This is a genomic window from Vibrio litoralis DSM 17657 (genome assembly GCF_000426765.1).
GTDB lineage: Bacteria > Pseudomonadota > Gammaproteobacteria > Enterobacterales > Vibrionaceae > Vibrio > Vibrio litoralis.
On sequence record NZ_AUFZ01000002.1, the window covers coordinates 88,574 to 113,474 of the forward strand.

Consider the following 24,901-nt stretch of genomic DNA (forward strand, 5'->3'; position numbering starts at 1 on the left):
AGAATAAATCGTGATCCAGTCTCGTTTTTGTCGACATATGACTGGTTTTATAGGACTGATGTTGGTTTATTCTTATATATGATTCGTGGCTAAGAGGTGTGTAGAGTGTCCGATATTGAAAAAGTAGTTTTACATACTCGTCGTTTAGAACGTTTATTGAGAGAGCAATATCACGCTAAAGGACAAGGCTTAATTGAGCTGACCGAAAGTTGCGTGACGCGTTTGCCTCATGATGTTGCTCAAAGAATTCATTTAATCGCTCAAAGTCGTCAACAATTATTAGATGATGATGAGGTTGATCCGAAATCAACAGCCGCTTTTATTCAGGCGTGTATTGAGTGTGAAAAGGAACTGACACCAAGAAGTGGTCGTTTTGTTTGGGGGGTGGCAATTTTGTTAATGCTGGCAATCACACTAGGTGCGATTTTATTTTACTCAATCCATTGGGATGTAGTGGCTCATCATTTAAATTTGCAATAAAATTAGTTCAAACTATTGAATATAAACAAAAAAGGACGCTATTAGCGTCCTTTTTTGTTTTAGTATTTAATTAAGAAATCATTGGTAGAGTCATTAAACCAACCATTACTGCAATTAATACCAATCCTTGTCTTTGAGATGTTGTCATGTGAAAACTTCCTTCTGGTTGATTAGATATGCAGCTAATATAACAAAAAAAGCGCAGTTGATCTAGATCTATTTGATATCGTCCTATAAATGTAAGTTTAGTGTCAGAAAAATTGCTCATTGTGACCATTAAATATTTTTGTTTTTATTTTTGAAAACCATTATTCCATTTATGGTGTTGATTGTTTTTATTTAACTAATTGATTTTTATTGTTTAAATTGGTTTTTTTTGTTTTTTGGTGGTTTGTTTTTTTTAAACTTATAATTTTGGTCAATAGTATCACTGACCTTGGGTTTAATCGCTTAACTTGAATAGTGGTTGGAATTTCTGGGGGTGTTGATAGTGATTATCATCTTTAGATGGCGTGTATAGGCTTAATTGGCAATAGAATATTTTAATTTATTTATTGGTTGTTTTTAGTACGCCTTTTTTGTGTTTAACCTGTTGTTATATATATCATTTATTCGGTTGTTCATTTGTTGTTCTGTAAAAGGTTTGTTTTTATCTGTTAGGGGCCGATTTTAACCTTTTACGCTTGTTTTAATGGGTTAGTGATTTGGGGGGTAATAACTAAGATCATCGGTTGTCTAAGCTTGACTATTTTCACCTTTACCTTCCGCAAGCCTCTCTCTACACTAAGTTGATAAATTGAAAGGGGAAACGCATGTGGTATTGGCTATTGATGGGGGGGCTATTACTCCCCATGCTTGTGTCTATAAAGCTTGAACAACCTAAATGGCTGGCTGTCTCCAAGTTATTGCTTTTTATTGGCTTAATGAGTAGCTTGCTGCTGAAATACGACTTGACTCACCTGTCGTGGTTACTCTCGTTTTTAGCTTTAGCTTTTTTTACTTTATGTTATGCCGTCGAAGAGTTTGCCCCCAAACATAGAAATCTTCAGTTATGTTTTTTCTCGATAGCTTGTCTCTGTTACAGCTTAGATTTCTGGTTTCAAGTTGATTCATTAAGTTGGACGGTGGCTATACCGTCTTTTGCTCTCGTTGTGGTTGCCTTTTTGTTGGTATTGCCATTGCTAGATAGTTTTGCGATGCAAGCGTCGGTGGTGGCTTTAATTTTATGGCAGATGTTATGGGCTGCAGGTGAGCTCTTATATATCAATGGTACTTTATTAGATATTAGTGGTTTTTTAGGGGCGTTATTGCTCGCTATCACGGTATTAGTTTGGGCGCTTCATTATTTTAGAAAACCGTTTAAACATTCTTATGCTTGGATCCTGTGTTGCTATTCTAGTGCTCATATTTTGATTATCGCGCCAATTGTATTGAAGTAATTTTTGCTAACCTGAGCGAATAGCTGGTGGATTCAACCAACCACGCGCCACATTAAAAGCGCATTATCTTATTATTTGAATTGGATTTTTTATGGAAATTTTATCAGCAGCAGTGATGCTATTTCTGATCATGGACCCGCTTGGTAACCTACCGGTCGTTCTTTCTATCTTGAAGCACCTAGAACCGAAACGTCGCCGTATTGTATTGGTACGTGAGCTGTTATTTGCTTTAGTGATTTTGTTGCTCTTTTTATATGCAGGTAAATCCATCTTAGGGTTTTTGCATATAAAAGCGGAAACCTTGAGTATCTCGGGTGGTTTGATTTTATTTATTATCGCGATTCGAATGATTTTCCCACAACCTGGTGGTGTAGTTGGTCTTGCTGCTGGTGAAGAGCCATTCTTTGTGCCTATGGCGATCCCTATGATTGCAGGGCCATCAGTGATCGCTTCTTTATTACTGTTATCGACTCAATCTCCGGATCGTATGTTGGATTGGTCGATTGCGGTATTCCTCGCTTGGGGCGGAACCTTTTTGATCTTGATGTTCTATAACTTCTTCCATCGGATTTTGGGTGAAAAGGGCCTAAAAGCGATTGAGCGTTTAATGGGGCTGTTATTGGTGATGATGTCGACGCAAATGTTCTTAGATGGGCTGAAACAGTATTTAGGTTAAATAATTATTTGTCAGGTCGAGTAACGCAAAAGTACCAAACAACACAATCGAAATTTTTTCCTAGCGTGTCAGTGCCACTCCTTCGCCAAGCGCACTGGAAAATAGCAGGCTTTGTAGCCCATGCATAAACAAGGTGAAAACCGCTATCACATTCAGTGTAATATGCGCTATACCCGGAAATGGCTTAACTAGGTTAGTAATAAATACCGCCCACACCAGTAACATAAAGGCTTTCGCTAATAGGTTTAATACTTTCTTTACCCGTCGCTCCGTAGTGTGTCGGCTTTAGCTAAGTTGATACAGGCGGTAGCAAACTTGTCCGGCTGTTTTTTCACGATGTAGTTGCCAATGCTTTGGAATTTCAGGTAATTGCAGCTCTTTTTCGGTTTCGATATAGACTAAGCCATTTTCTGCCAGCCAACCATTTTGTTGTAATAAGTTGAGAGTTTGCCCAAGTAAGCCTTGGCGAAAAGGGGGATCGATAAAGACCACATCGTAAGCTTTCCCTGATTGCTGTAAAAATTGCAAGGCATCTTGTTGATGGATCTCAATATTGTTGGCTTTGAGTTGGCTACTATTGGTTACTAACTGTTGGTAAGCCTGTTTATTGAGCTCTACCATAGTCACCAGTTTTGCTTGGCGTGAAGCCGATTCAAAACCTAATCCACCGGAGCCGGCAAATAAATCAAGACAGCGAGCATGAGGAATATCAGCTGCTAACCAATTAAATAATGTTTCTTTGACGCGGTCCGTCGTGGGTCGTAAACCTTGAGCATCATGGACCGGTAACTTGCGGCCTCGCCATAAGCCACTGATGATGCGCACAAAACCAACATTGCCTTTGGTTGATTGAGAAGGTGAAGCTTTACGTCTTTGCATAGAATAAACCGCAGATAGATTTTTGAGAGCCCTAATAAAGTGATATTATATACAGAAGTAACTTCAAGGTGCAGAACTTTGCCGTTTTCTGATTACGGATGTTTGGCTATTATTGCTGGTCAATGTGTTAGTTACGCGTTAGTTACCCACTCAAACTTAAATAAATTTGCCACTTTTAATCAAAGTGCATGCTAGGACTTGTTCATGACAGCTAAAAAGAAACGCGGTTTACTCTCTTGGCTCGGTTTTGCTGAAGAAGAAGAGAATAAAGCCTCATCCGACCAAAATATTGAAGCACAGCAAGATGAAGCCGTAGAAGCGGATGAACAAGCAGAAGTTGAACAGCAAACGCCAGAGCAAACCTCGACCAATGACGATATTGAAGCCATTGAACAAGACGTTGAGCCTGAAGTAGAGGCGGCCGCTGAGTTATCGCAAGAAGATGACGCTGAGCAAGAAGAGTCCCCTCAACAAGCCGAAGCATTAGAAACTGATCGCGTTCAAGAGCAAGTTAAGCCAACCGAAAGCTTCTTTGCACGTTTAAAGCGCAGTTTGCAACGCACCAAACAAAATATTGGCGCAGGATTTTTTGGCCTATTTAAAGGCAAGAAAATCGATGATGAATTATTTGAAGAATTAGAAGAGCAGTTATTGATTGCTGACGTGGGCATGAACACCACGGTGAAAATTATTGATAATCTGACGGAAAAAGCATCACGCCAAGATCTAAAAGATGGTGAAGCATTATATGGTCTCTTAAAACAAGAGATGGCGGATATCTTAGCCGATGTTGAACAACCGCTAGAAATTGATACCAGCAAAACGCCTTACGTTATTTTAATGGTTGGTGTGAATGGTGTCGGTAAAACTACTACCATAGGTAAACTAGCCAAACAATTCCAATCGCAAGGTAAGTCGGTGATGCTCGCGGCGGGTGATACTTTCCGCGCGGCTGCTGTCGAGCAGTTGCAAGTGTGGGGTCAACGTAATGATGTGCCCGTTATCGCTCAACACACTGGTGCGGATAGTGCCTCGGTAATTTATGATGCCATTGAAGCGGCTAAAGCACGCGGTGTTGATGTGGTGATTGCTGATACGGCTGGTCGTTTACAGAATAAAAGTAACTTGATGGAAGAGTTGCGTAAAATTGTTCGTGTTATGAAGAAAATTGACGATTCCGCGCCGCATGAAATTATGCTGACACTGGATGCAGGAACCGGTCAAAATGCGATTAGCCAAGCCAAGTTATTTAGTGACGTCGCACCAGTGACAGGTATTAACCTAACCAAATTAGATGGTACTGCTAAAGGTGGCGTTATCTTTGCGCTGGCCGATCAATTTCAAATTCCTATCCGTTATATTGGGGTAGGTGAAGGCATTGATGATTTGCGTCCATTCCAAGCACAAGACTTTATTGAAGCGCTATTTAGCCGAGAAGAATAATTTTTATCCATGTTGTGGGTGAGTTTTAAGGGAAAAAAATGATCAAGTTTCAACAAGTCAGCAAGGTATACCGTGGTGGTCACCAAGCGCTGCAAAAAGTCGACTTTCATATACGTCGCGGCGAAATGGCCTTTCTTGGGGGGCATTCCGGTGCAGGTAAAAGTACTCTGCTGAAGTTGATTTGTGCGATCGAGCGTCCTAGTGATGGCAAGATCCACTTTAATGATCATGATATTAGCCGTATCGGTAGTAAAGATATTCCATTTTTACGTCGTAATATTGGCATTATTTTCCAAGATCATAAGCTACTGATGGATCGTACCGTATTTGATAATGTTGCGCTGCCAATGCGTATCGAAGGCGCTTCTGAGAATGAGATCAAACGTCGCGTTTCAGCTGCCTTAGATAAAATTGGCATGCTAGATAAAGCGCCTTGTTTGCCGCGTCAATTATCAGGCGGTGAGCAGCAACGTGTCGGGATTGCCCGTGCGGTAGTGAATCGTCCCCGTTTGTTATTAGCCGATGAACCGACGGGTAACCTAGATCATGACTTATCTCATCAAGTGCTCAATCTATTAGAAGAGTTTAACCGCGCTGGAGTGTCGATTATTTTTGCTACCCACGATTTAGAGTTGGTCAATAGTCGCCCGCAATATCGTCGTTTTGAATTAAACCAAGGTTTTTTAAGTGAGGTAGAACGTTATGGCCAATAAGAAGCTTAAAGCGGCCAAATCGTCTAAAGCGAATGCGCGTCCACAATCGGCAGGCTTTTTTCAAACTCACATCAAACAAGCTAAAGATTCTTTTCGTAGTTTAATGGCTCGCCCTCTCGGCACTATTTTGACGTTAGCTGTAGTATCAATGTCTTTAACACTACCTGCGACCTTTTATACCGCGGGCAAAAACATTGCGACGGTTGCTGAAGATATGAATACTGCCTCACAAGTGAGTGTGTATTTAAAAGAAGGTACGCCAGAAGCTCGCTTGATGGTTTTAAAAGACCAAGTTGAAACTTGGCCTGAAGTAGAATCGGTGCAGTACATTTCCTCACAACAAGGCCTAGAAGATTTAAGCCAGTTTGCAGGCTTAGAACAAGCCATGTCGCTATTAAATGATACCGCTTTGCCGCCGGTACTGGTGGTGATGCCAAATCCTGAGCATCAACAAACCGATGACATCAAAACATTGTCGAAAAAACTGCAAGCAGAAAGCGATGTGACCGACGTTCGTTTGGATGAAGATTGGTTTGCTCGTCTTGATGCGATTAAACATTTGTCATATATCGTCGCTTATTCGTTTGCTTTATTGATGCTAGTGTCGGTGTTCTTAATAGTTGGTAATACCTTACGATTCAACATTTTGGCACATAAAGAAGAAATCCAAGTAATGAAGCTGATCGGTGCAACTGACCGCTTTATCTTGCGACCTTATTTGTATACCGGATTATGGCTTGGCCTATTAGGTTCATTAATTGCTTGGTTCTTAACCTTAATTATTACCTTGTTGGTAAGTGGCGCGGTCGATACCTTAGCGAGCTTATATGATAGCCACTTTAGCTTGCTCGGTTTAGGTTGGGATGAAAGTATTTTATTGTTGATGCTAGGTTCTACCTTAGGCTGGATAGCGGCGAATTTATCTGCCAGAAAGCATTTAAAAGAAATCGAACCAGTTTAATAAAAATCTGAACCAATTGAATTATAAGACCTCTAATGTAGAGGTCTTTTTTTATGTGGAAATGAGGCGAATGTGAGTTTAGTAGGTTTTTTTCTATTCAATTTATATTCACTCTTGCATTCTAGAGATTTGCTATGAATAATAGTTACCCCCTTGAAGATCTTTAGCAGAAGGTCCAGAATAGGTGGGTTGAAATTAAGCAATCTGTCTTTTTTAAAGTGTGTTATTAATTTTTTAAAGACAAAAGAGGAATTGAATGTCAAACGCATATCCAATGGCTTTAGTCACTTCAGATAGTTTAGATAGCTATATTCGTACAGCCAATAGCTACCCAATGCTGACGGTTGAAGAGGAACGTGACTTAGCAGAGCGACTACATTACCACGGTGAGATAGAGGCTGCGAAAGGCCTGATTTTGTCGCACCTACGCTTTGTTGTACACGTTGCGCGTGGCTATTCTGGTTATGGTTTACCTCTAGCGGATCTGATCCAAGAAGGTAATATCGGCTTAATGAAGGCAGTAAAACGTTTCAACCCAGAAGTGGGGGTTCGTTTGGTGTCTTTTGCAGTGCATTGGATCAAGGCAGAAATTCACGAATATGTGTTACGTAACTGGCGTATTGTGAAAATTGCCACCACCAAAGCACAGCGTAAATTGTTTTTTAACCTACGTAAGTCTAAGAAGCGCTTAGGTTGGTTTAATAATGGTGAAGTTGAAACGGTAGCCAAAGAGTTGGGTGTTTCGACCACTGAAGTGCGTGAAATGGAATCTCGTCTAGCGGCACAAGATGCGACCTTTGAGATGCCATCAGAAGATGACGATTCTGTCTCTTCTTATACTGCGCCAGTTTTGTATTTAGAAGATAAGCATTCTGACATTGCTGATAATATCGAAGCGGATAACTGGGAAACCCATACCAATAACCGCCTAGGTCATGCATTAGCAACTTTAGATGAGCGTAGTCAGCATATTGTACGTTCTCGTTGGTTAGATGATCAAAAAGCAACGCTACAAGAACTGGCGGAAACGTATAGTGTTTCGGCAGAGCGCATTCGTCAGTTAGAAAAGAACGCGATGAAAAAATTAAAATTGGCGGTAGGTGAGTTCTAATTCGATCTCATTAACGGTTAATTTAGTATGAAAAGCCAAGATCAAATGATCTTGGCTTTTTTATGCGATCGAGTTTATTTATCGCGATCATGGATAATGATCTAATGACTAATCACTGGTGATCGTTTTCTGTGGGTAAATGTGTGGAGAAGCTAGGGGCGATGGCAGGGCACGATACACTATATATAGTGTTAAGGGCTTTTGGGGAATGTTGATAAAATTACGCTTACCCACACTTAGATCAGGATCATTACTACATGTTGTGGATCTAAAAAAATAAAAACACTTTATCAACGTAATTCACAGCTTTATCCACAAGAGAACAAATTATGTACACAACACTGTGTCCTCACTTTCTATCTGTCTTTGTTTGCTGTGGGATACGTTATACTAGTCAGCCCTTATTATGGAAAAAGGAGACAATAATGGACCAGTTTCAACATATCGATGTAGAACACGCTCAGAAAATGATAATCGATCAATCGGCGGTGTTATTAGATATCCGCGATCCACAATCTTTTGCGGTTGCCCACGCAGAGCAAGCTAAACACCTAACCAACGATACCATTGTAGCCTTGATGGAAGATTTAGAGTTTGATCAACCATTATTAGTGATGTGTTATCACGGTATAAGCAGTCAAGGGGCGGCACAATATTTGGTAAACCAAGGCTTCGAAGAGGTGTATAGTGTTGATGGTGGTTTTGAAGCATGGCAGCGTAGTGATTTGCCAATGATAAAAATGGCTTAAGCATTCTTTTTGGGATTATTAAGCTTTGAAATGTTAAGTTTTGGTATTATTAGGCTTCGATATTGTTAAGCTAAACCGACTCTTTTTTGGGGGTCGCATTTCGGCTAATCATTACCGAAAAATTTAATAGGTAGTCGTATGATTCGTTTGATCGCTTTAAATAACCCTCGGATTGCACAATCATTTATTGATTATATGGCATCGCGAGATATTGAAATTTTGATGACTCCAGAAGGCGAAGGACAGTTCGCTCTGTGGTTAAAACAAACTGAACATCAAATTGAAGTAGAAGCGGAGCTCAAGTTATTTGTCGATAACCCTCACGCTCAAAAGTATCAAGCGGCTTCCTGGCAGGTGGCAGACTCTCGTACTCAGCAATTTCATTATGACTCACCGAGCTTTATGGCTCAGATTAAAGCCAAAGCTGGCCCTTTGACGTTGGCGATTATGGCGATTTGCCTTGTGGTGTATGGGTTGTTGTTCTTTGGTTTTGGTCAGCCATTGTTCCAATCTTTGCATTTTCCTGCCAACCCTGAACAAAAATGGCAATTATGGCGCTGGGTCAGTCATGCCTTCTTGCATTTTTCGGTCGCTCATATTGCCTTTAACCTTTTATGGTGGTGGCAGTTTGGCGGCGATATTGAGAAGAAACTAGGCTCGGGTAAGTTATTACAAATTTTTCTCCTGTCGGCTGCGTTGTCCGGTGCGGCGCAATATTGGGTTGAAGGGGCAAACTTTGGCGGGTTATCGGGCGTTGTTTATGCCTTGCTGGGCTACTTATGGATTATTGGCTGGCGTCGACCTGACAAAGGTTTATCGGTTCCGCGTCCATTGGTGATCTTTATGCTAGGTTGGTTGGTGTTAGGCTTTATTCAGCCATTTATGGCGATTGCCAACAGCGCTCATTTAGCGGGCTTGCTTGCCGGTTGTGGTTTAGCCGCCTTGGAAGGGCAGTCAAAAGCAGTATAAGTTTTTGTGCTTTAGGTTTACCTTTCTTTCGCGTTGGATATTCGATAAGTCATTCTATTGGTACAATGGCGATTGGCCGTAATATTCAGCGACGATTTACACATGATTGAGCAAATGTATTCTTCATATTTTAATTATTTTACTCGCCTTGATTGGCAAACAGCATCGTCGTTTCATTTTGCTGAGTGTTTGGATGCAGAGTGGTTGCAAGAACAAGGTTCGCTCTCGATGCGCTTTTCTCAGCAATGTCAGCACTTGTCTGCTGAAGTGGTGCGCAATCAAATTATCCCGAGTGGTCAATTAACCGACTTTCAACGTGATATGTTGCTAAGAGCGGACGCTTTAGATCAAGACTATCTACTACGAGAAGTGGTGTTAGCCGCTGATGGTGAGCCTTGGTTACTGGGTAGTACCTTAATTCCCCGTTCGTCATTAACTGATGAGCAATTTGATTTGTCTAAACAAGGCGAAGTTCCGCTAGGATTAACGGTATTTCAAGCAGAGCAAGTGGCCCGAGATCAGTTGCATTTAGCGACTATATCTTCCCCATTAGGCGAATTGGCAGCACGTAGCTCTCGTTTGTGGATGAATAAAAAACCTATGTTGGTTGCCGAGCTATTTCTTCCCCCATCGCCTATTTATCGCAAGGAATGAATGATATGACTATGGCAAAAGCTGCAGCCTATTGGCAGCTTACTCGTATGAACCGTCCTATTGGTTCATTACTTCTTTTATGGCCAACATTATGGGCATTATTGTTAGCGGCCGATGGCTGGCCGGGCTGGGACGTAACGATTGTCTTTACGTTAGGTGTGTTTACCATGCGTTCAGCCGGTTGTGTGATTAATGATTTTGCCGACCGGAAAGTCGATGGCCATGTTAAGCGCACCAAGAATCGACCTTTACCGTCAGGCTTGGTATCGAGTAAAGAAGCCTTGGTACTGTTTTTCGTACTGGTGTTAGCGTCATTTTTATTGGTGCTAAGTATGAATACACTGACGATTGAACTGTCGTTAGTTGGTGTCGTATTGGCGTTTATTTATCCTTTTATGAAACGCTTTACTCATGTACCACAACTATTTTTGGGTTTAGCATTTAGTTGGGCGATTCCAATGGCCTGGGCTGCTGAATCGGGAACACTGCCAGCTGAAGTGTGGTTGGTGTTTGTGATTAATGTGTTGTGGACCATCGCTTACGATACTCAATACGCCATGGTGGACCGAGATGATGATTTAAAAATTGGTATTAAGTCGACGGCAATTTTGTTTGGCCGCTTCGATAAACTGATCATAGGATTATTACAATTAGCCTGCTTATTATTATTAATGGTATTGGGTGATTGGATAGGGCTTTCACCCGCTTATTATTGGAGTCTGCTTGCTGCAGCAGCGTTATTTGTTTATCAACAACGTATGATCAAAGATCGAGAAAGAGATAGCTGCTTCACTGCCTTTTTAAACAATAACTACGTGGGTATGGCTATCGCGATTGGGATATTGATTAGCGTGATTTAACCATTATTCCTACCCAAATATAAATGCCGCCGGTGACTTCATATCATCGGCGGCATTTTTGTTTCTAGTTTCAGCAGGGCGTGCTGATTATTTAGAATCCACTTTACGCATAATACTTTCTTGTAACGTCAGCTGAACTTCGGGTGATAATAGTTCACCCAGCAAATCGACCAAGGTTTCGATTTTGTGCTGCTGTTCCGTTTGTGGCGCTAAGTAGCCTTGTTGTTTAAGCGTTTGGAATAAAGTGGTAAACACCCCTTTATCGAAGAACTCAGGTGCATTAATACCGTGTAATCTTCCTAAACGCTGAGCAATAGTTTGGCTTTGCTTTTCAAGTAGTGCTTTATCAATATCTGGCATCGCAACTAGTTGAGTTAACGCAATCGCATAGCGTTGCAAGGTTTCGACAATAGTGCGAGAGAGTAGAATTAACACTTGTACTTGAGAAGGGTTAATCGAAATCACGCCATTGTCTTCTTTAATCAATTTTTGGCGTAGTAGCTCATTTACCAAATCCGTGATCACCGCGTCTAGTTGATCTTGTTGATAATGTAAGAACAATTCAGCTTTCAAAAATGGGTAGATCAAGCTAATTGCTTGGTGTAACTCATCGCGAGAAATGTGTTCTTTTTGCACCACTAGGTGAGCGATCAACGACGGCAAAGCAAATAAATGGATGATGTTATTGCGATAATAAGTCATTAGAACCGATTGTTGTCGATCAAGAGAAATAATATCGCCTTGTTCATCGGTTTCTACCACAAACTTATTTAGTTTCTCTGCATGTTCCACCAATTGTGCGGCGCTGCTATCTGGCACGGTACTGGTTGGCGTATAAGGCACTTGGGTTAATAGTGATAAGTAACAATTAATTTGTTGTTCAAGCTTACGGCGAGAAAGAGCACGTTGATTCGAGGCTAATAAGGCAGTGGCACAGAGTGTCAGGGCATTGGCTGCTGCCGCATCATTAATATGCGTCATCATTTTATTGGCAAGCTTATTTACCACGGGATTCATCCATTGTGGCTTTTGGCTGCTATCTTGCGCTTGGCTTTCTTTACTCGACCAACCTGGCATTTCTTCATTGAGGTATTGGTTGAGGTTAATTGGCTCACCAAAATTCACATAGCCTTGGCCAAAGTTACGTAGCTTACGTAGCGTTTTCAGTACCATGCCGGCACTTTCTTTCTCTTTACGTTTGCCGGTTAATTCTTTGGCGTAAGTCGACACTTCCATCACGTGTTCGTAACCAATATAAACCGGTACTAAAGTCACTGGACGGTTTAAACCACGCAGCATGGTTTGGATAGTCATCGCCAGCATGCCGGTTTTGGCTTGCAATAAACGACCGGTACGTGAGCGGCCACCTTCACTGAAAAACTCAACTGAGTAGCCTTTAGTAAACAGCTCCGCTAAATATTCACGGAAAATGGTGGAGTAGAGCTTATTGCCTTTAAAACTACGGCGAATGAAGAAAGCGCCACCACGGCGGAAAATTGGGCCTGCTGGGAAGAAGTTGAGGTTTACCCCTGCGGCAATGTGTGGCGGAACCATACCTTCATGATGTAATACGTAAGAAAGGAGTAGGTAGTCCATGTGACTGCGGTGACAAGGCACATAAATGATTTCATGGCCATCTTGCGCCAGTTTACGTACAACTGCCATGTTATTGATATTTAAGCCTTGATATAGCTTGTTCCACAACCAACCTAAGAAGCGAGCGCCAACACGAATTAAGGTATAAGAAAAGTCGGCGGCAATTTCTTCTAGCATGCCTTGCGCTTGTTTTTGCGCCTTTTCTAGTGAGATATTTTTACTCTTAGCTTCATCTTGAATGGCTTGTTGGATCTCTGGCGATTTTAACAAACGGTTAAACAGTACTTGGCGCTGTGGCAAGCTTGGGCCTGAGGCGGCTAACTTTTGGCGTGAAAAGTGGATACGCGCCACTCGGGCTAATTTATGAGCGATGGTTTCATCTACGCCATGGGTATCGGCCATATAACGCAATGACACTACAGGGCTAAAGCGGATCATACAATCTCGGCCAGATGAAACTAATAAGCGACTTTTTTGACAAGCACTCATCGCCTGTAAATATGGCTTTTCTTTACCTTCTTGATTCGGCTTGCGACCCCATAAAATAGAAGTAGGTAGCATCTGAATATCCAGCTCAGAATCGGCTTGATGCAACTTGAGCAATTGAGTAAATAACTCAACGGATTGTTTGGGTAGAATTTGTTTACTGTGAGTCGTCATGCCTTTTGAGGTTAGAAACACAAAACGAGAAAATTCTTGGCCATTGATTTGTAATGGCGTTAGTGGGTCGGGTAGACCGAGCGCTTTAGTTTGTGTTTGTAAGCTGATCAGATCGATATCTGAATCAAAAGGCAGAGCATAGACAATGGGCTTGGTTAGATCTAACGTCAGTTCTTCAACCGGATTGGCTGGAATGGTTTTACCCTTAACCAAAAAAGAAAGGGGCAATTTTAGAAGTGAGCGAGAAACGCGGTGTCCGTAAGACATAACAGTGTACAGCCTCAAATATAAAAAGCGGGGCTAAATCCCCATATAAAATGCGCTGCAAGAATAGCAGAAAGTTGCCAGTTCTATTAGCTTATTCCGGTTAAATCACACCAAATGATAAAATATCGATGTATATTTAATGGTTATATGAGGCTAAGAAAGACCCAAATCAATGCTCAAAAAGTGATTCATATCTCTGGAGTTATCTTACTTTACTGTATATACTCACAGTCAACTGTATAAAAAGACAGGTGAATTATGAAACCGTTGACGCCTCGCCAACAGCAAATCTTTGAATTGATCAAATATAAAATTGATATGACTGGAATGCCACCAACTCGTGCAGAAATTGCGCGTGAATTAGGTTTTCGTTCGGCCAATGCTGCCGAAGAACATTTAAAGGCATTAGCTCGAAAAAATGTAATTGAAATTATTCCTGGTGCCTCTCGTGGCATTCGTATTGTGCAAAGTGAAGAAGAATTGCTAGAAGAGCAAGGACTACCTCTCGTTGGGCAAGTGGCTGCCGGTGAGCCAATTTTGGCGCAAGAACATGTGGAAAGCCATTACCATGTTGATCCTGCGATGTTTCGTCCGCAAGCTGACTTTTTGTTGCGTGTTCATGGGATGAGCATGAAAGACATCGGTATCGTTGATGGCGATTTATTGGCGGTTCATAAAACTCAAGATGTTCGTGATGGCCAAGTGGTAGTTGCGCGCGTTGATGAAGATGTGACGGTTAAGCGTTTAGAACGTAAAGGTTCGAAAGTTTTCCTGTATGCTGAAAATGAAGCGTTTAGTCCAATTGAAGTGGATTTAACTCAGCAAGAATTGACCATTGAAGGGTTAGCAGTAGGTATTATCCGCAATAACACTTGGATGTAATATTTTTGCATCTTGATGTTACTTGGGGTTATGAGTAAATTTCATATAAACCTGCTTGTAAAATGAAATGATAATCATTATCATCAATTAATCTCAATCTAGGGGATTAATTGATGACTGCTTCTTCTGATCCAACTCAACCCGCTACTTGCCAAGCTTATCAAGTTCCTAGTGAGCTATTGCAGCCTTTGTGGTTACGTAGTCGCGAAAGCTTGATTGATGATGGTTTAGTCTATGATCCGATTGCAGCGCGAGCTTGTCAGCGTTGTCACCTTTCGGCGGAATGCTTAGCCGGCGATATTGATCAAAAGCAGTTACTACATGCCACTCTTACTCAACTATGTGATATGGAAGTATCGCGCTTTCTTACTCGCCATCCTAATGCGTGGATCATTAATGTCGGTGCGGGACTCGATACCCGTTTTTATCGTTTAGATAATGGGCTTTGTCATTGGATTGAAGTCGATGTCGATGAAACCTTGTTATGGCGACAAAAACTCTTTCATCATAGTGAGCGTTATAAAATGATGTGCGGCTCCGTGCCGGATATGAAGTGGCTTGATCAATTATCGATTCCTGATAACGCACCGGTTTTAGTGGTGTGTGAGCAAGCGCTATTGCTGCAACCTCGCAATCAAGTGGCGCATTTTGTGCAAAAACTTGGGCGACATTTTTCTCATGCTCAAGCTTGCTTGGTGTTGGCGGGTGATAAGAGCCAATCACACTGGGGCAAGAAAATGGGCTGTTCACTCTATAAGCATGGCTTAAAAGATCCTGTAACTAGTGTTTTATCTTGGCTGCCATGGATTGATCGGATTAAAGCACGCTCTCCTGTCGAACATAACTGTAAGCGTTGGCGAGCTTGGCAGAAATTGGTTTCTAAGTTGCCTTTTATCAAGCATAGACTTACCCCAACCATGATTCATTTGAGTTGGTAGATCAATCACGGCTAATAATTTCTTTGCTTATACCCAAGTGACTTCAAGATGCAGAATTCAGAGCTATCATCCAGACCTTTAGACAGGGTAAACTGTCGCCTCATCTAAGTGAGGTTTTCGTGATCAAACAATCTTCGTCATTCCAACTGCTTCAACAAATTCTCTCGCAACGCTCTTTGCATAAGCAGGTGTTGTTGCTCGCCATTCCTATGGTGCTTTCTAATATTACGGTGCCTCTTTTAGGTTTAGTCGATGCAGCGGTGATCGGTCATTTAGACTACGCCTGGTATCTAGGTGGCGTGGCACTAGGTAGTACCATGATCAGCGTGACGTTTTGGTTGCTAGGTTTTTTGCGTATGGCCACCACCGGACTCGCCGCTCAAGCACAAGGTGAAGAAAGCCCACAAAAGTTAGCCCATGTTTGGTTGCAAGGTATGTTGGTAGCTTGGTTGCTGGCTGGCTTGTTCCTATTGTTTCATTCGCCATTGGCTGAACTGATTTTTTCTTTAAGTAATGCTAGTGCTGAAGTGAAGCATTACGGCATGCAATACTTTTCGATTCGTGTGTGGAGCGCGCCGGCAGCACTCGCCAACTTTGTTATTTTAGGCTGGTTGCTAGGAACGCAAAATGCCAAAGCGCCGATGTGGCTAGTGATCGTGACTAACCTTGCCAATATTATTTTGGATGTGTTGTTTGTCTTGGTATTTGATTGGAAGGTAGCAGGCGCAGCGTGGGCTTCCGTTTTAGCGGATTATACCGGCTTATCACTAGGCTTGTTTTTCGTGATGCGTACCTGGATCAAGCAACAGCTTCCGAATGTATTGACCTTACTACCTTCTACCACTCATGGAATGGGTAGAATGCTGCGATTAAACAGCGATATTTTCTTACGATCATTGTGCCTACAAGCCGTATTTAGTTTTATGACCTTCCAAGGTGCGGCACTAGGTGATGATGTGGTCGCTGCCAATGCAGTATTGATGAGTTTTTTGATGATGGTGTCTTATGGCATGGATGGTTTTGCTTACGCGATGGAAGCTATGGTTGGTAAAGCGGTAGGGGCGAAAAGCCGTGGTCAATTACTCAATTCGTTAATCGGTACTTCATTTTGGGGTTTAGTGTGCAGTGTTTTCTTAACTTTGATGTTTTGGTTATTTGGCCACCAATTGGTTCGGCTGATTACCGATATTCCTAATGTACAAGCACAAGCAGATATTTACCTACCTTGGCTGATTGTTATGCCACTGGTGTCGATGTGGTGTTTTTTATTAGATGGCATTTTTGTCGGGGCGACCAAAGGCAAAGATATGCGCAATAGTATGCTTATCGCCATGTTGTGCTTTTTTGCCTTGTATTTCAGTTTCGCTTCTTGGGGCAACCATGCATTGTGGATGTCGATGCTAACCTTTATGGGAATGCGTGGTATTGGGCTTGCGGTGATATTTATTACCCAATGGAAGCAGCAACGATTTATTGAATCGGTTTGATGGCCAATATCGTTGATAGTGAGTAGTAAAAAACAAAAGGAGCCCAAGTTGGCTCCTTTGTTTTGTGACTACGTTATTTTCGAGATTAGTGTAGTTTCTGGTGCTGCTTTCAGAATAAACGATTCAAACCATTGAGCGCCGCTACCCGATAAGCTTCCGCCATGGTTGGGTAGTTAAACGTGGTATTAACGAAATATTCAATGGTATTGGCTGGGCCTTTTTGTTCCATAATCGCCTGTCCGATATGGATAATTTCCGCAGCACGCTCTCCAAAGCAGTGAATGCCTAAGATTTGTTTCGTTTCTCGATGGAATAAGATTTTCAGACTACCGATATCTTTACCAGCGATCTGCGCGCGCGCTAAATGTTTAAATGACGCGCGTCCTACTTCATAAGGGACTTTCGAGGCAGTGAGCTCTTGTTCTGTTTTACCAACCGAACTGATTTCTGGAATGGTGTAAATGCCGGTTGGAATATCATCAATTAAGAATCCATCAGCTTTGCCTTTCGCAATCGCTTGAGCAACAAAGCGCCCTTGGTCATACGCCGCGCTGGCAAGGCTAGGGTAGCCAATCACATCGCCTACCGCGTAAACATGATCCACTTCAGTTTGGTAGTGCTTGTTAACCGAAAGCTGTCCGCGTGAGTCTGGCGTTAATCCCACTTGTTCTAAATCGAGCTTGTCGGTATTACCTGTTCGTCCATTGGCATAGAGCAAACAGTCGGCTTTCATTTTCTTGCCGGATTCAAGGTGCACAATAACGCCGTCATCGGTGCCTTCTACTTTATGGTAGGTCTCATCGTTGCGGATCACCACGCCACTGTTCCAAAAATGGTAGGAAAGGGCATCGGAGGTTTCGTTATCGAGGAAAGCCAGTAAGCGATCTCGGGTGTTTATTAGATCTGTTTTTACTCCTAGGCCACGGAAAATAGAAGCATATTCACAACCAATTACCCCAGCGCCGTAAATGATGATGTGTCTAGGATCATGCTTGAGACTTAAAATAGTGTCGCTGTTGTAGATGCGTTCATGGGTAAAATCGACATCTTCAGGTTGATATGGGCGAGAGCCGGTGGCAATCACAAATTTATCAGCGGTATATTCTTCAAACGTGCCATCGGATTGTGCAACCGACACGCTATTTGGGCCAGTAAACTTGGCACTACCAAATAATAGGGTGCAAGCGTTGCGATCATAAAACCCTTGGCGTAAGCGAGTTTGTTTATCTGTGACACTTTTGGCGTGGTCGAGAATGTCGGAAAATGAAGCCGTTAAGCTAGTGTTGTTTTTACAGAAAAGCGGGTTGCTATTGAATTCAATAATGCGGCTGACTGCATGACGGAGGGCTTTAGAAGGAATGGTTCCCCAGTGAGTACAACCGCCACCAACGCTACTTTCTTTTTCAATTATTGCAACGTTAAGTCCTGCTTTTGCCAACCCCATTGCGGCACCTTCACCGCCAGGGCCACTACCAATGACAATGACATCAAAGTGTGTTGAATTCATCATGCTTTCCCTTGATATTGTGTGAAATCCTGAAATGCGTACCGAATCAATATTCGATAGAGGTAAGATAGTAACGCATTAAATTATTGGGTAAATGATTGAGGTGAAAGACAGTCGCCACGATCACATAGATTGATGCTGAGAGAGAAAAATAGCCTGCTGTTGAATAATTTATTGAGCGAAGATAGGCGATAGATACATTTATCGGTATATTAGCCAGATGGTGATCAACGAGAAAGCATAATGGGTATTCGAGCTCAACAAAAAGAAAAAACACGTCGCTCATTAATTGATGCCGCTTTTGGGCAACTTAGCGCTGATCGCGGCTTTTCAAATTTAAGTCTACGAGAAGTGTCTCGTGAGGCGGGGATTGCACCAACCTCTTTTTACCGTCACTTTAAAGATATGGATGAACTCGGTTTGGTGATGGTGGATGAAGGTGGGCTGCTATTAAGACAATTAATGCGTCAGGCTCGCCAACGCATTGTGGCGGAAGGCAGCTTAATCCGTACCTCGGTGCAAACCTTTATGGAGTTTATTGAACAAAGCCCTAACGTGTTTCGTCTGCTATTGCGTGAACGTTCGGGGACGTCGGCTGAATTCCGTGCCGCGGTGGCGCGTGAGATCCAACATTTTGGCGCAGAATTAACCGAGTATTTAGTCGGTGCTGGAATGGCGCGAGAAGTAGCAGCTATTCAAGCGGAAGCCTCCGTAATGATTGTCTTTACCTCTGGTGCTGAGGCGCTTGATCTAGAAGAAGATGCTCGTGATGCTCTGGCAGAGCGTATGATTTTGCAATTAAGAATGCTGGCGAAGGGCAGTACTTTGATGAAAGGCTCCATTAAGAAGAGCGATTAATCATTAAAAGCCTTTCCCTTTCAATGAAAACAAAAGAAGGGAAACGAAATAAGCCGCTGAGTATTCAATATTCAGCGGCTTATTGGTTATTACGTGTTGGATATTATTGCTGTTGGAAAGCTTATTTGCGTTCTAGGAACACACCCACTTCCATATGGTGAGTGAATGGAAACTGATCAAACAGTGCAAAGCGAGTAATGTTATGAGTTTGCGCCAAGATCTCTAAATTGTCTTTCAAGGTTTCTGGGTTACAAGAGATATACATGATGCGCTCATAACCTTGTACCATTTTACAAGTCCCTTCATCCATCCCTGAACGAGGTGGATCAACAAAAATGGTATTGCAGTTGTAACTGGTTAAATCGATATTATTGTCTTTTAAGCGGCGGAACTCCCGTTTACCTTCCATTGCATCGGTAAAGTCTTCTGCCGACATACGAATGATTTGTACATTATCGATATTATTGGCTTTAATATTGTATTGCGCGGAATCGACCGATGGCTTAGCCAGCTCTGTTGCCAACACACGTTCAAAGTTCTGTGCTAAAGCCAGTGAGAAGTTGCCGTTACCGCAATAAAGCTCCAGTAAATCTCCTTGGCTGTCTTGAGTGCAGTCGACTGCCCATTCCAACATTTTTTGCGCCACAATGCCGTTTGGTTGGGTAAAGCTATTTTCAACTTGCTGATAAATGTAAGGCTTACCATTTACGTGCAGCTTTTCTACTACGTAGTCACGATCCATGACAATTTTCATTTTACGGGCACGGCCAATGAGATCTAAGTTAAAGCCTTCTTCATTGAGTCTTTGTTTAAGTGCGCGCGCTTCTTGTTGCCATTCATCGTTCAGGTGGCGATGGTAGAGTAGCGACACTAAAATCTCACCGCTTAAGGTCGACAGAAAGTCTACTTGGAATAATTTGGTTCTTAATATCGCATTATCTTTCATGGCATCCATGAGTAACGGCATTAAGTCATTAATCAATCGACTTGCGGTTGGGAAATGGTCAACACGATATTTTTGGCGAGTCGCTTGGTCAAACATGATGTAGTACATGTCTTCGCCTTCGTGCCATACGCGAAATTCCGCCCGCATACGATAATATTGTTCAGGGGATTCAAATACTTCGATTTCTGGCGTGGTAAATTCACCAAACATGTCGTCTAGGCGCAGCAACTTTTGGTCGAGTTGTTGAGCGTAGCTGGTGGTGTCGCTAGTGTGAGTTGCCATAAAAAGCCTTTTATTTGAAACCGTGAACAAGGAGCGCAGATTTTATCCATCGAGCACCAGATGTCCAGTTTTGTGTTGAGCTGATTTCGATATATTGATTTTTTGAATGAAGTTAAGAAAAACATCGCCTGCCGTTAACTATCAGTAGACATCAAGATCTTAGCACTTTAGGATGCAATCAGCTGGTGTCTATCCTATTCATATACGAATAGCGATGGCTGAAAAGGGAATTTGGTGTAAATCCAGAACTGACGCGCAGCGGTAAGAAGAACGAAACTTTTGGGTGAATAGCCAGACACTACCTTTATGAGGTGGGAAGTTGAAAGGAGTAGGTGATAGTAAGGAATACTGTCGAGCTTTAAGTCCGAATACCTGCCAGTGATTCAGAGCAATTGCTCATTATGTTTCTCGCGTTTTAGGACTTATTAACAATGAAAAAAACGGTTTTAGCAACCGCGATCAGTAGTCTTGCTGGTGGCGTTTTCCTTTCTTTATCTCCTTTTGCTGTAGCGCAAGAGTCAACCGCCAGTGCCACTACTGATGTGATGTTGGTGACCGCGACTAAGCGTACTGATCCAGTGACCAATCTTGTTACCCCTATTATCGAAATTTCTAAGCAAGATATAACCGACTCACAAGCGAATACTCTCAGTGATGTGTTACGACAATTACCAGGTGTGCAGTTGAGTACTAATGGCGGACCGAACCAACCCTCTAAGGTTTTTGTTCGTGGTAGTGACAATGTTGTGGTGATGTTTAATGGTGTTCGCTTAGGCAGTGCTACATTAGGTTATTCGGATATTAGTCAAGTGCCGTTAGCTGGTATAGAAAAAATTGAATACCTTAGAGGCTCACGTGCTGCTGTTTATGGTGCCGATGCCAGTGCTGGGGTAATTAACATTATCACTCATGGTAATAACCAAGAGACTACCGGCAGTGTAAAAGCGACAGGTGGTTCTAATGGTTATCAAAGCTATACAGGATCAGTCGCGATGGTGCCGAGTGATAAAGCTTGGTTGAATGTTACGACTCAATATCAGCATTCTGATGGCTATAACGTGGCTGAATTTGGTGATGACGACCGCGATGGCTACGAGAATAGTAACTTTGTGGCAGATTGGGGAGTGCAGTTAGACGATAGCTGGATTATCCGCATGAATGGTTATTATCATCAAGGGCAAACTGAATACGACTATGACCCTACATGGGGCCCGAGTGCTGATCAAAATAAAACCAGCAATTACAACATTAATGGCCAAGTTATTTATAGCACGGAACGTTTTGTTTCCAACTTGACCTATGGCAACAGCCAAGATAAATCAAAAACTCAACATAATGTCCCTTCATCTCAAACGGTAACGCAAAGAAACCAAGTAACTTGGCGTAATAACTTCCAAGTCACCAAAGCTGACTCGATTGGATTTGGCGCTGAATATTTAAATGATGATGTCAGTGACTCAGATACAGTTTATGAAGAACAAGAACGCGACAATAAAGCGGCTTATCTTACCTTAGGGCACAATGGTGAGGTTATTCAATTAGAAGGCAGTGTCCGCTTTGATGACAATGAGCAGTTTGGTGATAAAACCACTTGGCAGCTTGGTGCCGGCTGGCAATTTGTTGAATCACTGCGATTAACAGCTAATGTCGGTACTGGCTTTAAAGCGCCAACCTTTAATCAACTTTATTATCCGGGGTATTCTAACCCAGATTTGGAGCCAGAAGAGTCGACCAATTATGAAGTGGCAATCGAAGGTGAGCATAGCTTCTTAAGTTGGCGTTTAGCTGGCTTCTATAATGACATCGATAATCGAATCAGCTGCCAGTCAGCTTTCTCTACCTGTGAAAATGACAGTTTAATTATTCAAGGTGTTGAATGGGTGGGAAGTTTTGATACTGGACCGTTGTACCATCAAGTTTCATTGGAATATTTAGATCCAGAAGATAAAGCGACCGGTGATGATGCGATTCGTATTGCTCGCCAAAACTATAAATGGCAAGTTGGTTATCAAGCGGAAACTTGGCAAGCAAATCTAAGCTATGTATACCAAGGCAAACGTTATGATAGTGGTGATGTTCGATTAGATGGTTATAGCTTAGTGAACTTAGGTGCCAGTTATAATCTGACCCAGCAATGGATAGTATCGGCCAAAGTTGAAAACTTATTCGATACCGATTACCAAACTGCTGCTAACTATATTGAACCGGAAAGAACCTACTATGGTTCGATAGCTTACCAATTCTAATATTATGCAATCTAAGTGCCCTCTATTCTTCGAGGGCATTTTTATCTTCCTCTGTGTTTTATTTCCATCCATTTAGTTAGCAGAGTATCATGCAACCAGTACCGTTTATCATGAGTAAGTGTTGTGGATCATTCAGCTAATTCTATTCCAAAAGTATTAATCTTCGATTCTGGTGTCGGTGGGCTTTCAGTCTATCAGCAGATCCAAGCACGATACCCTCAGCTGGATTATCTGTATCTCTTTGATAATGAAGCCTACCCATACGGAGAGCTTCCTGAGCAAGTTCTTATTGAGCGTGTGGTTAAATTGGTTGCTAATATCGTTACTAAGCAAAGTATTGATATCGTGGTGATCGCTTGCAATACCGCCAGTACAATTGTTTTACCTCACTTGAGACAAGCATTGAATATTCCGGTTGTTGGCGTAGTCCCTGCCATTAAACCGGCAGCCGCAATATCAAAACAGGCGATTGGCTTGATCGCGACCCCTGCAACCGTAAAGCGTCCTTATACGCATGACCTCATCTCGCAATTTTCATCCGGAGTTGAGGTGAAACTATTAGGTTCGACGCGTTTAGTGATGATGGCAGAAGAAAAGATCAGAGGGAAAGCGGTTAATTTAGACGAATTGAAAGAAATCTTACTGCCACTAATCAATAAGATAGATGTAGCAGTACTTGGTTGTACTCACTTTCCGTTATTAAGATCTGAAATTCAGCAAGTGTTTGGTTTGAGGGTCACATTGATTGATTCAGGTGAAGCCATTGCGATGAGAGTCGGGGCGGTATTACAGGTCGAGTCACAAAAGAATAGTCAATCGAAGCAAAATTACTACTCCATATACAGCAGTGCCGCACCATGGGATGGCGCGGCACTGAATAAAGGGCTAGAACACTTTGGTTTTAGTCCTGTTGAGATTCTCCAGTTTCAGGATGCTTAGGATCATTAGCAACACGAACTTTTAAAGTACGTTGCATATAATCTTTTTCGTTCAGTGAAGAAATCACGCTATCCGTATCTGATTCTGCTACTACAACAAAACCAAAACCACGGCGTTTACCGGTTCTCTTATCTTTCATTAAGCGAACTGCAAATACTTCGCCGTATTCAGAGAAAAGCTGACGAACGTTAGACTCATTGGCTTTATAAGGAAGATTACCTACATAAAGCGTTTGAGTTGAAGCTTTATCAGATGAGCTTTGAGATTGCGTTGACGAAGAAGAATTAGACGTAATAAAGAAGGTAGCGACAACACCAATTAAAAAGCTTCCCCAAGCTGGGATTACATTAGTTAGGGAAAAGATAACGGTGCCAAGTACTGCAAGAGCGATGACCAATATGGTCGATTTTTTTGAGTTCATATCTGCATACTACTAGTTGAATAAAAGGAAATAAGAATACGTCTATATAAAGTAGACACTTAGATCTTACGTTTAATAGCCGACATTTACCAACTTATTGCTGTGATACCGCTCAAAATGTTTAAATTATAATCACAACATCGCGGTTTGCTTTAAAAACAAGCAATCAAAACTTAAATTCAAAAAAGCGCTTGCCAACCTAAAATAACTCCCTATAATGCGCCCTCACTGACACGGAGTAAGCAGCAATGCAGACCTTGTTGGTAAAGCGGTTTAAGCCTTTTAAAGGCAAGCGAAAATAAATTTAAAAAAGTGTTTGACACAATGATTTATTGAGCTAGAATGGCCGCCCTGTTCAACGAGACGCGCTAAGCGCTTTCAATAAGAACAACGCTCTTTAACAATTTAAACCTATCAATCTGTGTGGGCACTCGTTGATGATAATCAAAAAGATTTATCAATGAACTGAGTGACCAATCAGTTATTAGTTTACTAATAATTAGCACAGTCAATTCATTATCATTCTGTTGGAGTGGTAATAGCTTTAAATTACTTAGGTAGTTTGAAGGCAGTATTCATTGAGCCGGTCGAAAGACCAACAAAACTTTAATTGAAGAGTTTGATCATGGCTCAGATTGAACGCTGGCGGCAGGCCTAACACATGCAAGTCGAGCGGAAACGAGAAGGAGCTTGCAACTTCGGCGTCGAGCGGCGGACGGGTGAGTAATGCATAGGAAGTTGCCCAGTAGAGGGGGATACCAGTTGGAAACGACTGTTAATACCGCATAATCTCTTTGGAGCAAAGCGGGGGACCTTCGGGCCTCGCGCTACTGGATACGCCTATGTGGGATTAGCTAGTTGGTGAGGTAATGGCTCACCAAGGCGACGATCCCTAGCTGGTCTGAGAGGATGATCAGCCACACTGGGACTGAGACACG

General features: G+C 42.1%; 22 protein-coding genes, 1 rRNA gene, 1 pseudogene and 1 riboswitch. Of the genes and pseudogenes, 18 read left to right on the top strand and 6 right to left on the bottom strand.

Annotation, left to right across the window (positions count from 1 at the left end; translation table 11 throughout):
- Positions 1-105: 105 nt before the first annotated feature.
- The 3 genes from K358_RS0101075 (at position 106) to K358_RS0101085 (ending at position 2,595) form a co-directional block, all read left to right on the top strand.
- Positions 106-480 carry a hypothetical protein gene (locus tag K358_RS0101075; RefSeq protein WP_051241115.1) on the top strand — a complete coding sequence of 125 codons (375 nt, stop codon included), beginning with the start codon at positions 106-108 and terminating at the stop codon, positions 478-480.
- Between the two features lie 812 nt (positions 481-1,292).
- On the top strand, positions 1,293-1,919 hold the full coding sequence (locus tag K358_RS0101080; RefSeq protein ID WP_027695104.1) for a lysoplasmalogenase family protein: 627 nt from the start codon (positions 1,293-1,295) through the stop codon (positions 1,917-1,919).
- Positions 1,920-2,010: 91 nt separating this feature from the next.
- Positions 2,011-2,595 carry a YhgN family NAAT transporter gene (locus tag K358_RS0101085; protein ID WP_027695105.1) on the top strand — a complete coding sequence of 195 codons (585 nt, stop codon included), beginning with the start codon at positions 2,011-2,013 and terminating at the stop codon, positions 2,593-2,595.
- 60 nt (positions 2,596-2,655) lie between these two features.
- Here K358_RS0101085 and K358_RS17795 read toward each other — a convergent pair.
- Positions 2,656-2,832, bottom strand: a pseudogene (locus K358_RS17795) (DUF1145 domain-containing protein); the annotation flags it as partial.
- A 48-nt stretch (positions 2,833-2,880) separates the two neighbouring features.
- Complete coding sequence (rsmD, locus tag K358_RS0101095; RefSeq protein WP_027695106.1) at positions 2,881-3,474, bottom strand: 16S rRNA (guanine(966)-N(2))-methyltransferase RsmD; 594 nt, start codon at positions 3,472-3,474, stop codon at positions 2,881-2,883.
- A gap of 204 nt (positions 3,475-3,678) precedes the next feature.
- Between rsmD and ftsY the strand changes: the two genes are divergently transcribed.
- The 8 genes from ftsY (at position 3,679) to ubiA (ending at position 10,934) form a co-directional block, all read left to right on the top strand.
- Complete coding sequence (gene ftsY / locus K358_RS0101100; RefSeq protein WP_027695107.1) at positions 3,679-4,917, top strand: signal recognition particle-docking protein FtsY; 1,239 nt, start codon at positions 3,679-3,681, stop codon at positions 4,915-4,917.
- 38 nt (positions 4,918-4,955) lie between these two features.
- Positions 4,956-5,630: a cell division ATP-binding protein FtsE gene (gene ftsE, locus K358_RS0101105; protein WP_027695108.1), complete on the top strand. Its 675-nt coding sequence runs from the start codon at positions 4,956-4,958 to the stop codon at positions 5,628-5,630.
- On the top strand, positions 5,620-6,591 hold the full coding sequence (gene ftsX / locus K358_RS0101110; protein WP_027695109.1) for a permease-like cell division protein FtsX: 972 nt from the start codon (positions 5,620-5,622) through the stop codon (positions 6,589-6,591). Before ftsE ends, ftsX begins: the two co-directional genes overlap by 11 nt.
- A gap of 256 nt (positions 6,592-6,847) precedes the next feature.
- The gene (gene rpoH, locus K358_RS0101115; RefSeq protein WP_027695110.1) at positions 6,848-7,702 is read left to right on the top strand and encodes an RNA polymerase sigma factor RpoH; all 855 of its coding nucleotides are present in this window, start codon (positions 6,848-6,850) and stop codon (positions 7,700-7,702) included.
- Positions 7,703-8,127: 425 nt separating this feature from the next.
- Complete coding sequence (gene glpE / locus K358_RS0101120) at positions 8,128-8,451, top strand: thiosulfate sulfurtransferase GlpE (RefSeq protein WP_027695111.1); 324 nt, start codon at positions 8,128-8,130, stop codon at positions 8,449-8,451.
- Between the two features lie 138 nt (positions 8,452-8,589).
- A complete protein-coding gene (gene glpG / locus K358_RS0101125) occupies positions 8,590-9,420 on the top strand; it encodes a rhomboid family intramembrane serine protease GlpG (RefSeq protein ID WP_027695112.1) in 831 nt (276 codons plus the stop codon).
- Between the two features lie 105 nt (positions 9,421-9,525).
- Positions 9,526-10,074 carry a chorismate lyase gene (locus K358_RS0101130; protein ID WP_027695113.1) on the top strand — a complete coding sequence of 183 codons (549 nt, stop codon included), beginning with the start codon at positions 9,526-9,528 and terminating at the stop codon, positions 10,072-10,074.
- A 5-nt stretch (positions 10,075-10,079) separates the two neighbouring features.
- Positions 10,080-10,934 carry a 4-hydroxybenzoate octaprenyltransferase gene (gene ubiA / locus K358_RS0101135; protein ID WP_027695114.1) on the top strand — a complete coding sequence of 285 codons (855 nt, stop codon included), beginning with the start codon at positions 10,080-10,082 and terminating at the stop codon, positions 10,932-10,934.
- A gap of 87 nt (positions 10,935-11,021) precedes the next feature.
- On the opposite strand, the gene plsB is transcribed toward ubiA, so the two are convergent.
- Positions 11,022-13,457, bottom strand: coding sequence for a glycerol-3-phosphate 1-O-acyltransferase PlsB (gene plsB, locus K358_RS0101140; RefSeq protein ID WP_027695115.1), 2,436 nt, complete (start codon positions 13,455-13,457; stop codon positions 11,022-11,024).
- Between the two features lie 258 nt (positions 13,458-13,715).
- Here plsB and lexA point away from each other — a divergent pair, with 258 nt between their 5' ends.
- From lexA to dinF, 3 genes are all read left to right on the top strand, one after another.
- Positions 13,716-14,339: a transcriptional repressor LexA gene (lexA, locus tag K358_RS0101145; protein WP_027695116.1), complete on the top strand. Its 624-nt coding sequence runs from the start codon at positions 13,716-13,718 to the stop codon at positions 14,337-14,339.
- Positions 14,340-14,452: 113 nt separating this feature from the next.
- Positions 14,453-15,277 (top strand): class I SAM-dependent methyltransferase, encoded by an 825-nt coding sequence (locus tag K358_RS0101150; RefSeq protein WP_027695117.1) that lies wholly within the window; start codon positions 14,453-14,455, stop codon positions 15,275-15,277.
- A gap of 119 nt (positions 15,278-15,396) precedes the next feature.
- Positions 15,397-16,764 carry an MATE family efflux transporter DinF gene (gene dinF / locus K358_RS0101155; protein WP_038149414.1) on the top strand — a complete coding sequence of 456 codons (1,368 nt, stop codon included), beginning with the start codon at positions 15,397-15,399 and terminating at the stop codon, positions 16,762-16,764.
- Between the two features lie 109 nt (positions 16,765-16,873).
- On the opposite strand, the gene sthA is transcribed toward dinF, so the two are convergent.
- Entirely contained in the window at positions 16,874-18,274 is a 1,401-nt protein-coding gene (sthA, locus tag K358_RS0101160) for a Si-specific NAD(P)(+) transhydrogenase (RefSeq protein WP_027695119.1), read from the bottom strand.
- A 240-nt stretch (positions 18,275-18,514) separates the two neighbouring features.
- Here sthA and fabR point away from each other — a divergent pair, with 240 nt between their 5' ends.
- Positions 18,515-19,129, top strand: coding sequence for an HTH-type transcriptional repressor FabR (fabR, locus tag K358_RS0101165; RefSeq protein WP_027695120.1), 615 nt, complete (start codon positions 18,515-18,517; stop codon positions 19,127-19,129).
- Positions 19,130-19,250: 121 nt separating this feature from the next.
- Here the strand turns inward: fabR and trmA are convergent, their stop codons facing one another.
- Positions 19,251-20,357, bottom strand: a complete 1,107-nt coding sequence (gene trmA, locus K358_RS0101170; RefSeq protein WP_027695121.1) for a tRNA (uridine(54)-C5)-methyltransferase TrmA — start codon at positions 20,355-20,357, stop codon at positions 19,251-19,253.
- A 165-nt stretch (positions 20,358-20,522) separates the two neighbouring features.
- Positions 20,523-20,751: riboswitch (cobalamin riboswitch) on the top strand.
- Positions 20,752-20,788: 37 nt separating this feature from the next.
- On the opposite strand from trmA, the gene K358_RS0101175 reads away from it, so the two are divergent.
- Positions 20,789-22,603 (top strand): TonB-dependent receptor domain-containing protein, encoded by a 1,815-nt coding sequence (locus K358_RS0101175; RefSeq protein ID WP_027695122.1) that lies wholly within the window; start codon positions 20,789-20,791, stop codon positions 22,601-22,603.
- A gap of 123 nt (positions 22,604-22,726) precedes the next feature.
- Positions 22,727-23,542 carry a glutamate racemase gene (murI, locus tag K358_RS0101180; RefSeq protein ID WP_027695123.1) on the top strand — a complete coding sequence of 272 codons (816 nt, stop codon included), beginning with the start codon at positions 22,727-22,729 and terminating at the stop codon, positions 23,540-23,542.
- Here murI and K358_RS0101185 read toward each other — a convergent pair.
- Entirely contained in the window at positions 23,505-23,963 is a 459-nt protein-coding gene (locus K358_RS0101185) for an RNA recognition motif domain-containing protein (protein ID WP_027695124.1), read from the bottom strand. The two genes, murI and K358_RS0101185, sit on opposite strands and share 38 nt — an antisense overlap.
- Positions 23,964-24,570: 607 nt before the next feature.
- Between K358_RS0101185 and K358_RS0101190 the strand changes: the two genes are divergently transcribed.
- Positions 24,571-24,901, top strand: a 16S ribosomal RNA gene (locus K358_RS0101190); the annotation flags it as partial.

Coding starts and splice junctions, on each gene's coding strand:
- rpoH (WP_027695110.1), top strand. CDS start 6,848: ATGTCAAACGCATATCCAATGGCTTTAGTCACTTCAGATAGTTTAGAT.
- sthA (WP_027695119.1), bottom strand. CDS start 18,274: ATGATGAATTCAACACACTTTGATGTCATTGTCATTGGTAGTGGCCCT.
- K358_RS0101175 (WP_027695122.1), top strand. CDS start 20,789: ATGAAAAAAACGGTTTTAGCAACCGCGATCAGTAGTCTTGCTGGTGGC.
- ftsX (WP_027695109.1), top strand. CDS start 5,620: ATGGCCAATAAGAAGCTTAAAGCGGCCAAATCGTCTAAAGCGAATGCG.
- trmA (WP_027695121.1), bottom strand. CDS start 20,357: ATGGCAACTCACACTAGCGACACCACCAGCTACGCTCAACAACTCGAC.
- plsB (WP_027695115.1), bottom strand. CDS start 13,457: ATGTCTTACGGACACCGCGTTTCTCGCTCACTTCTAAAATTGCCCCTT.
- glpG (WP_027695112.1), top strand. CDS start 8,590: ATGATTCGTTTGATCGCTTTAAATAACCCTCGGATTGCACAATCATTT.
- rsmD (WP_027695106.1), bottom strand. CDS start 3,474: ATGCAAAGACGTAAAGCTTCACCTTCTCAATCAACCAAAGGCAATGTT.
- ubiA (WP_027695114.1), top strand. CDS start 10,080: ATGACTATGGCAAAAGCTGCAGCCTATTGGCAGCTTACTCGTATGAAC.
- K358_RS0101080 (WP_027695104.1), top strand. CDS start 1,293: ATGTGGTATTGGCTATTGATGGGGGGGCTATTACTCCCCATGCTTGTG.
- K358_RS0101150 (WP_027695117.1), top strand. CDS start 14,453: ATGACTGCTTCTTCTGATCCAACTCAACCCGCTACTTGCCAAGCTTAT.
- lexA (WP_027695116.1), top strand. CDS start 13,716: ATGAAACCGTTGACGCCTCGCCAACAGCAAATCTTTGAATTGATCAAA.
- K358_RS0101185 (WP_027695124.1), bottom strand. CDS start 23,963: ATGAACTCAAAAAAATCGACCATATTGGTCATCGCTCTTGCAGTACTT.
- fabR (WP_027695120.1), top strand. CDS start 18,515: ATGGGTATTCGAGCTCAACAAAAAGAAAAAACACGTCGCTCATTAATT.
- glpE (WP_027695111.1), top strand. CDS start 8,128: ATGGACCAGTTTCAACATATCGATGTAGAACACGCTCAGAAAATGATA.
- ftsE (WP_027695108.1), top strand. CDS start 4,956: ATGATCAAGTTTCAACAAGTCAGCAAGGTATACCGTGGTGGTCACCAA.
- ftsY (WP_027695107.1), top strand. CDS start 3,679: ATGACAGCTAAAAAGAAACGCGGTTTACTCTCTTGGCTCGGTTTTGCT.
- K358_RS0101085 (WP_027695105.1), top strand. CDS start 2,011: ATGGAAATTTTATCAGCAGCAGTGATGCTATTTCTGATCATGGACCCG.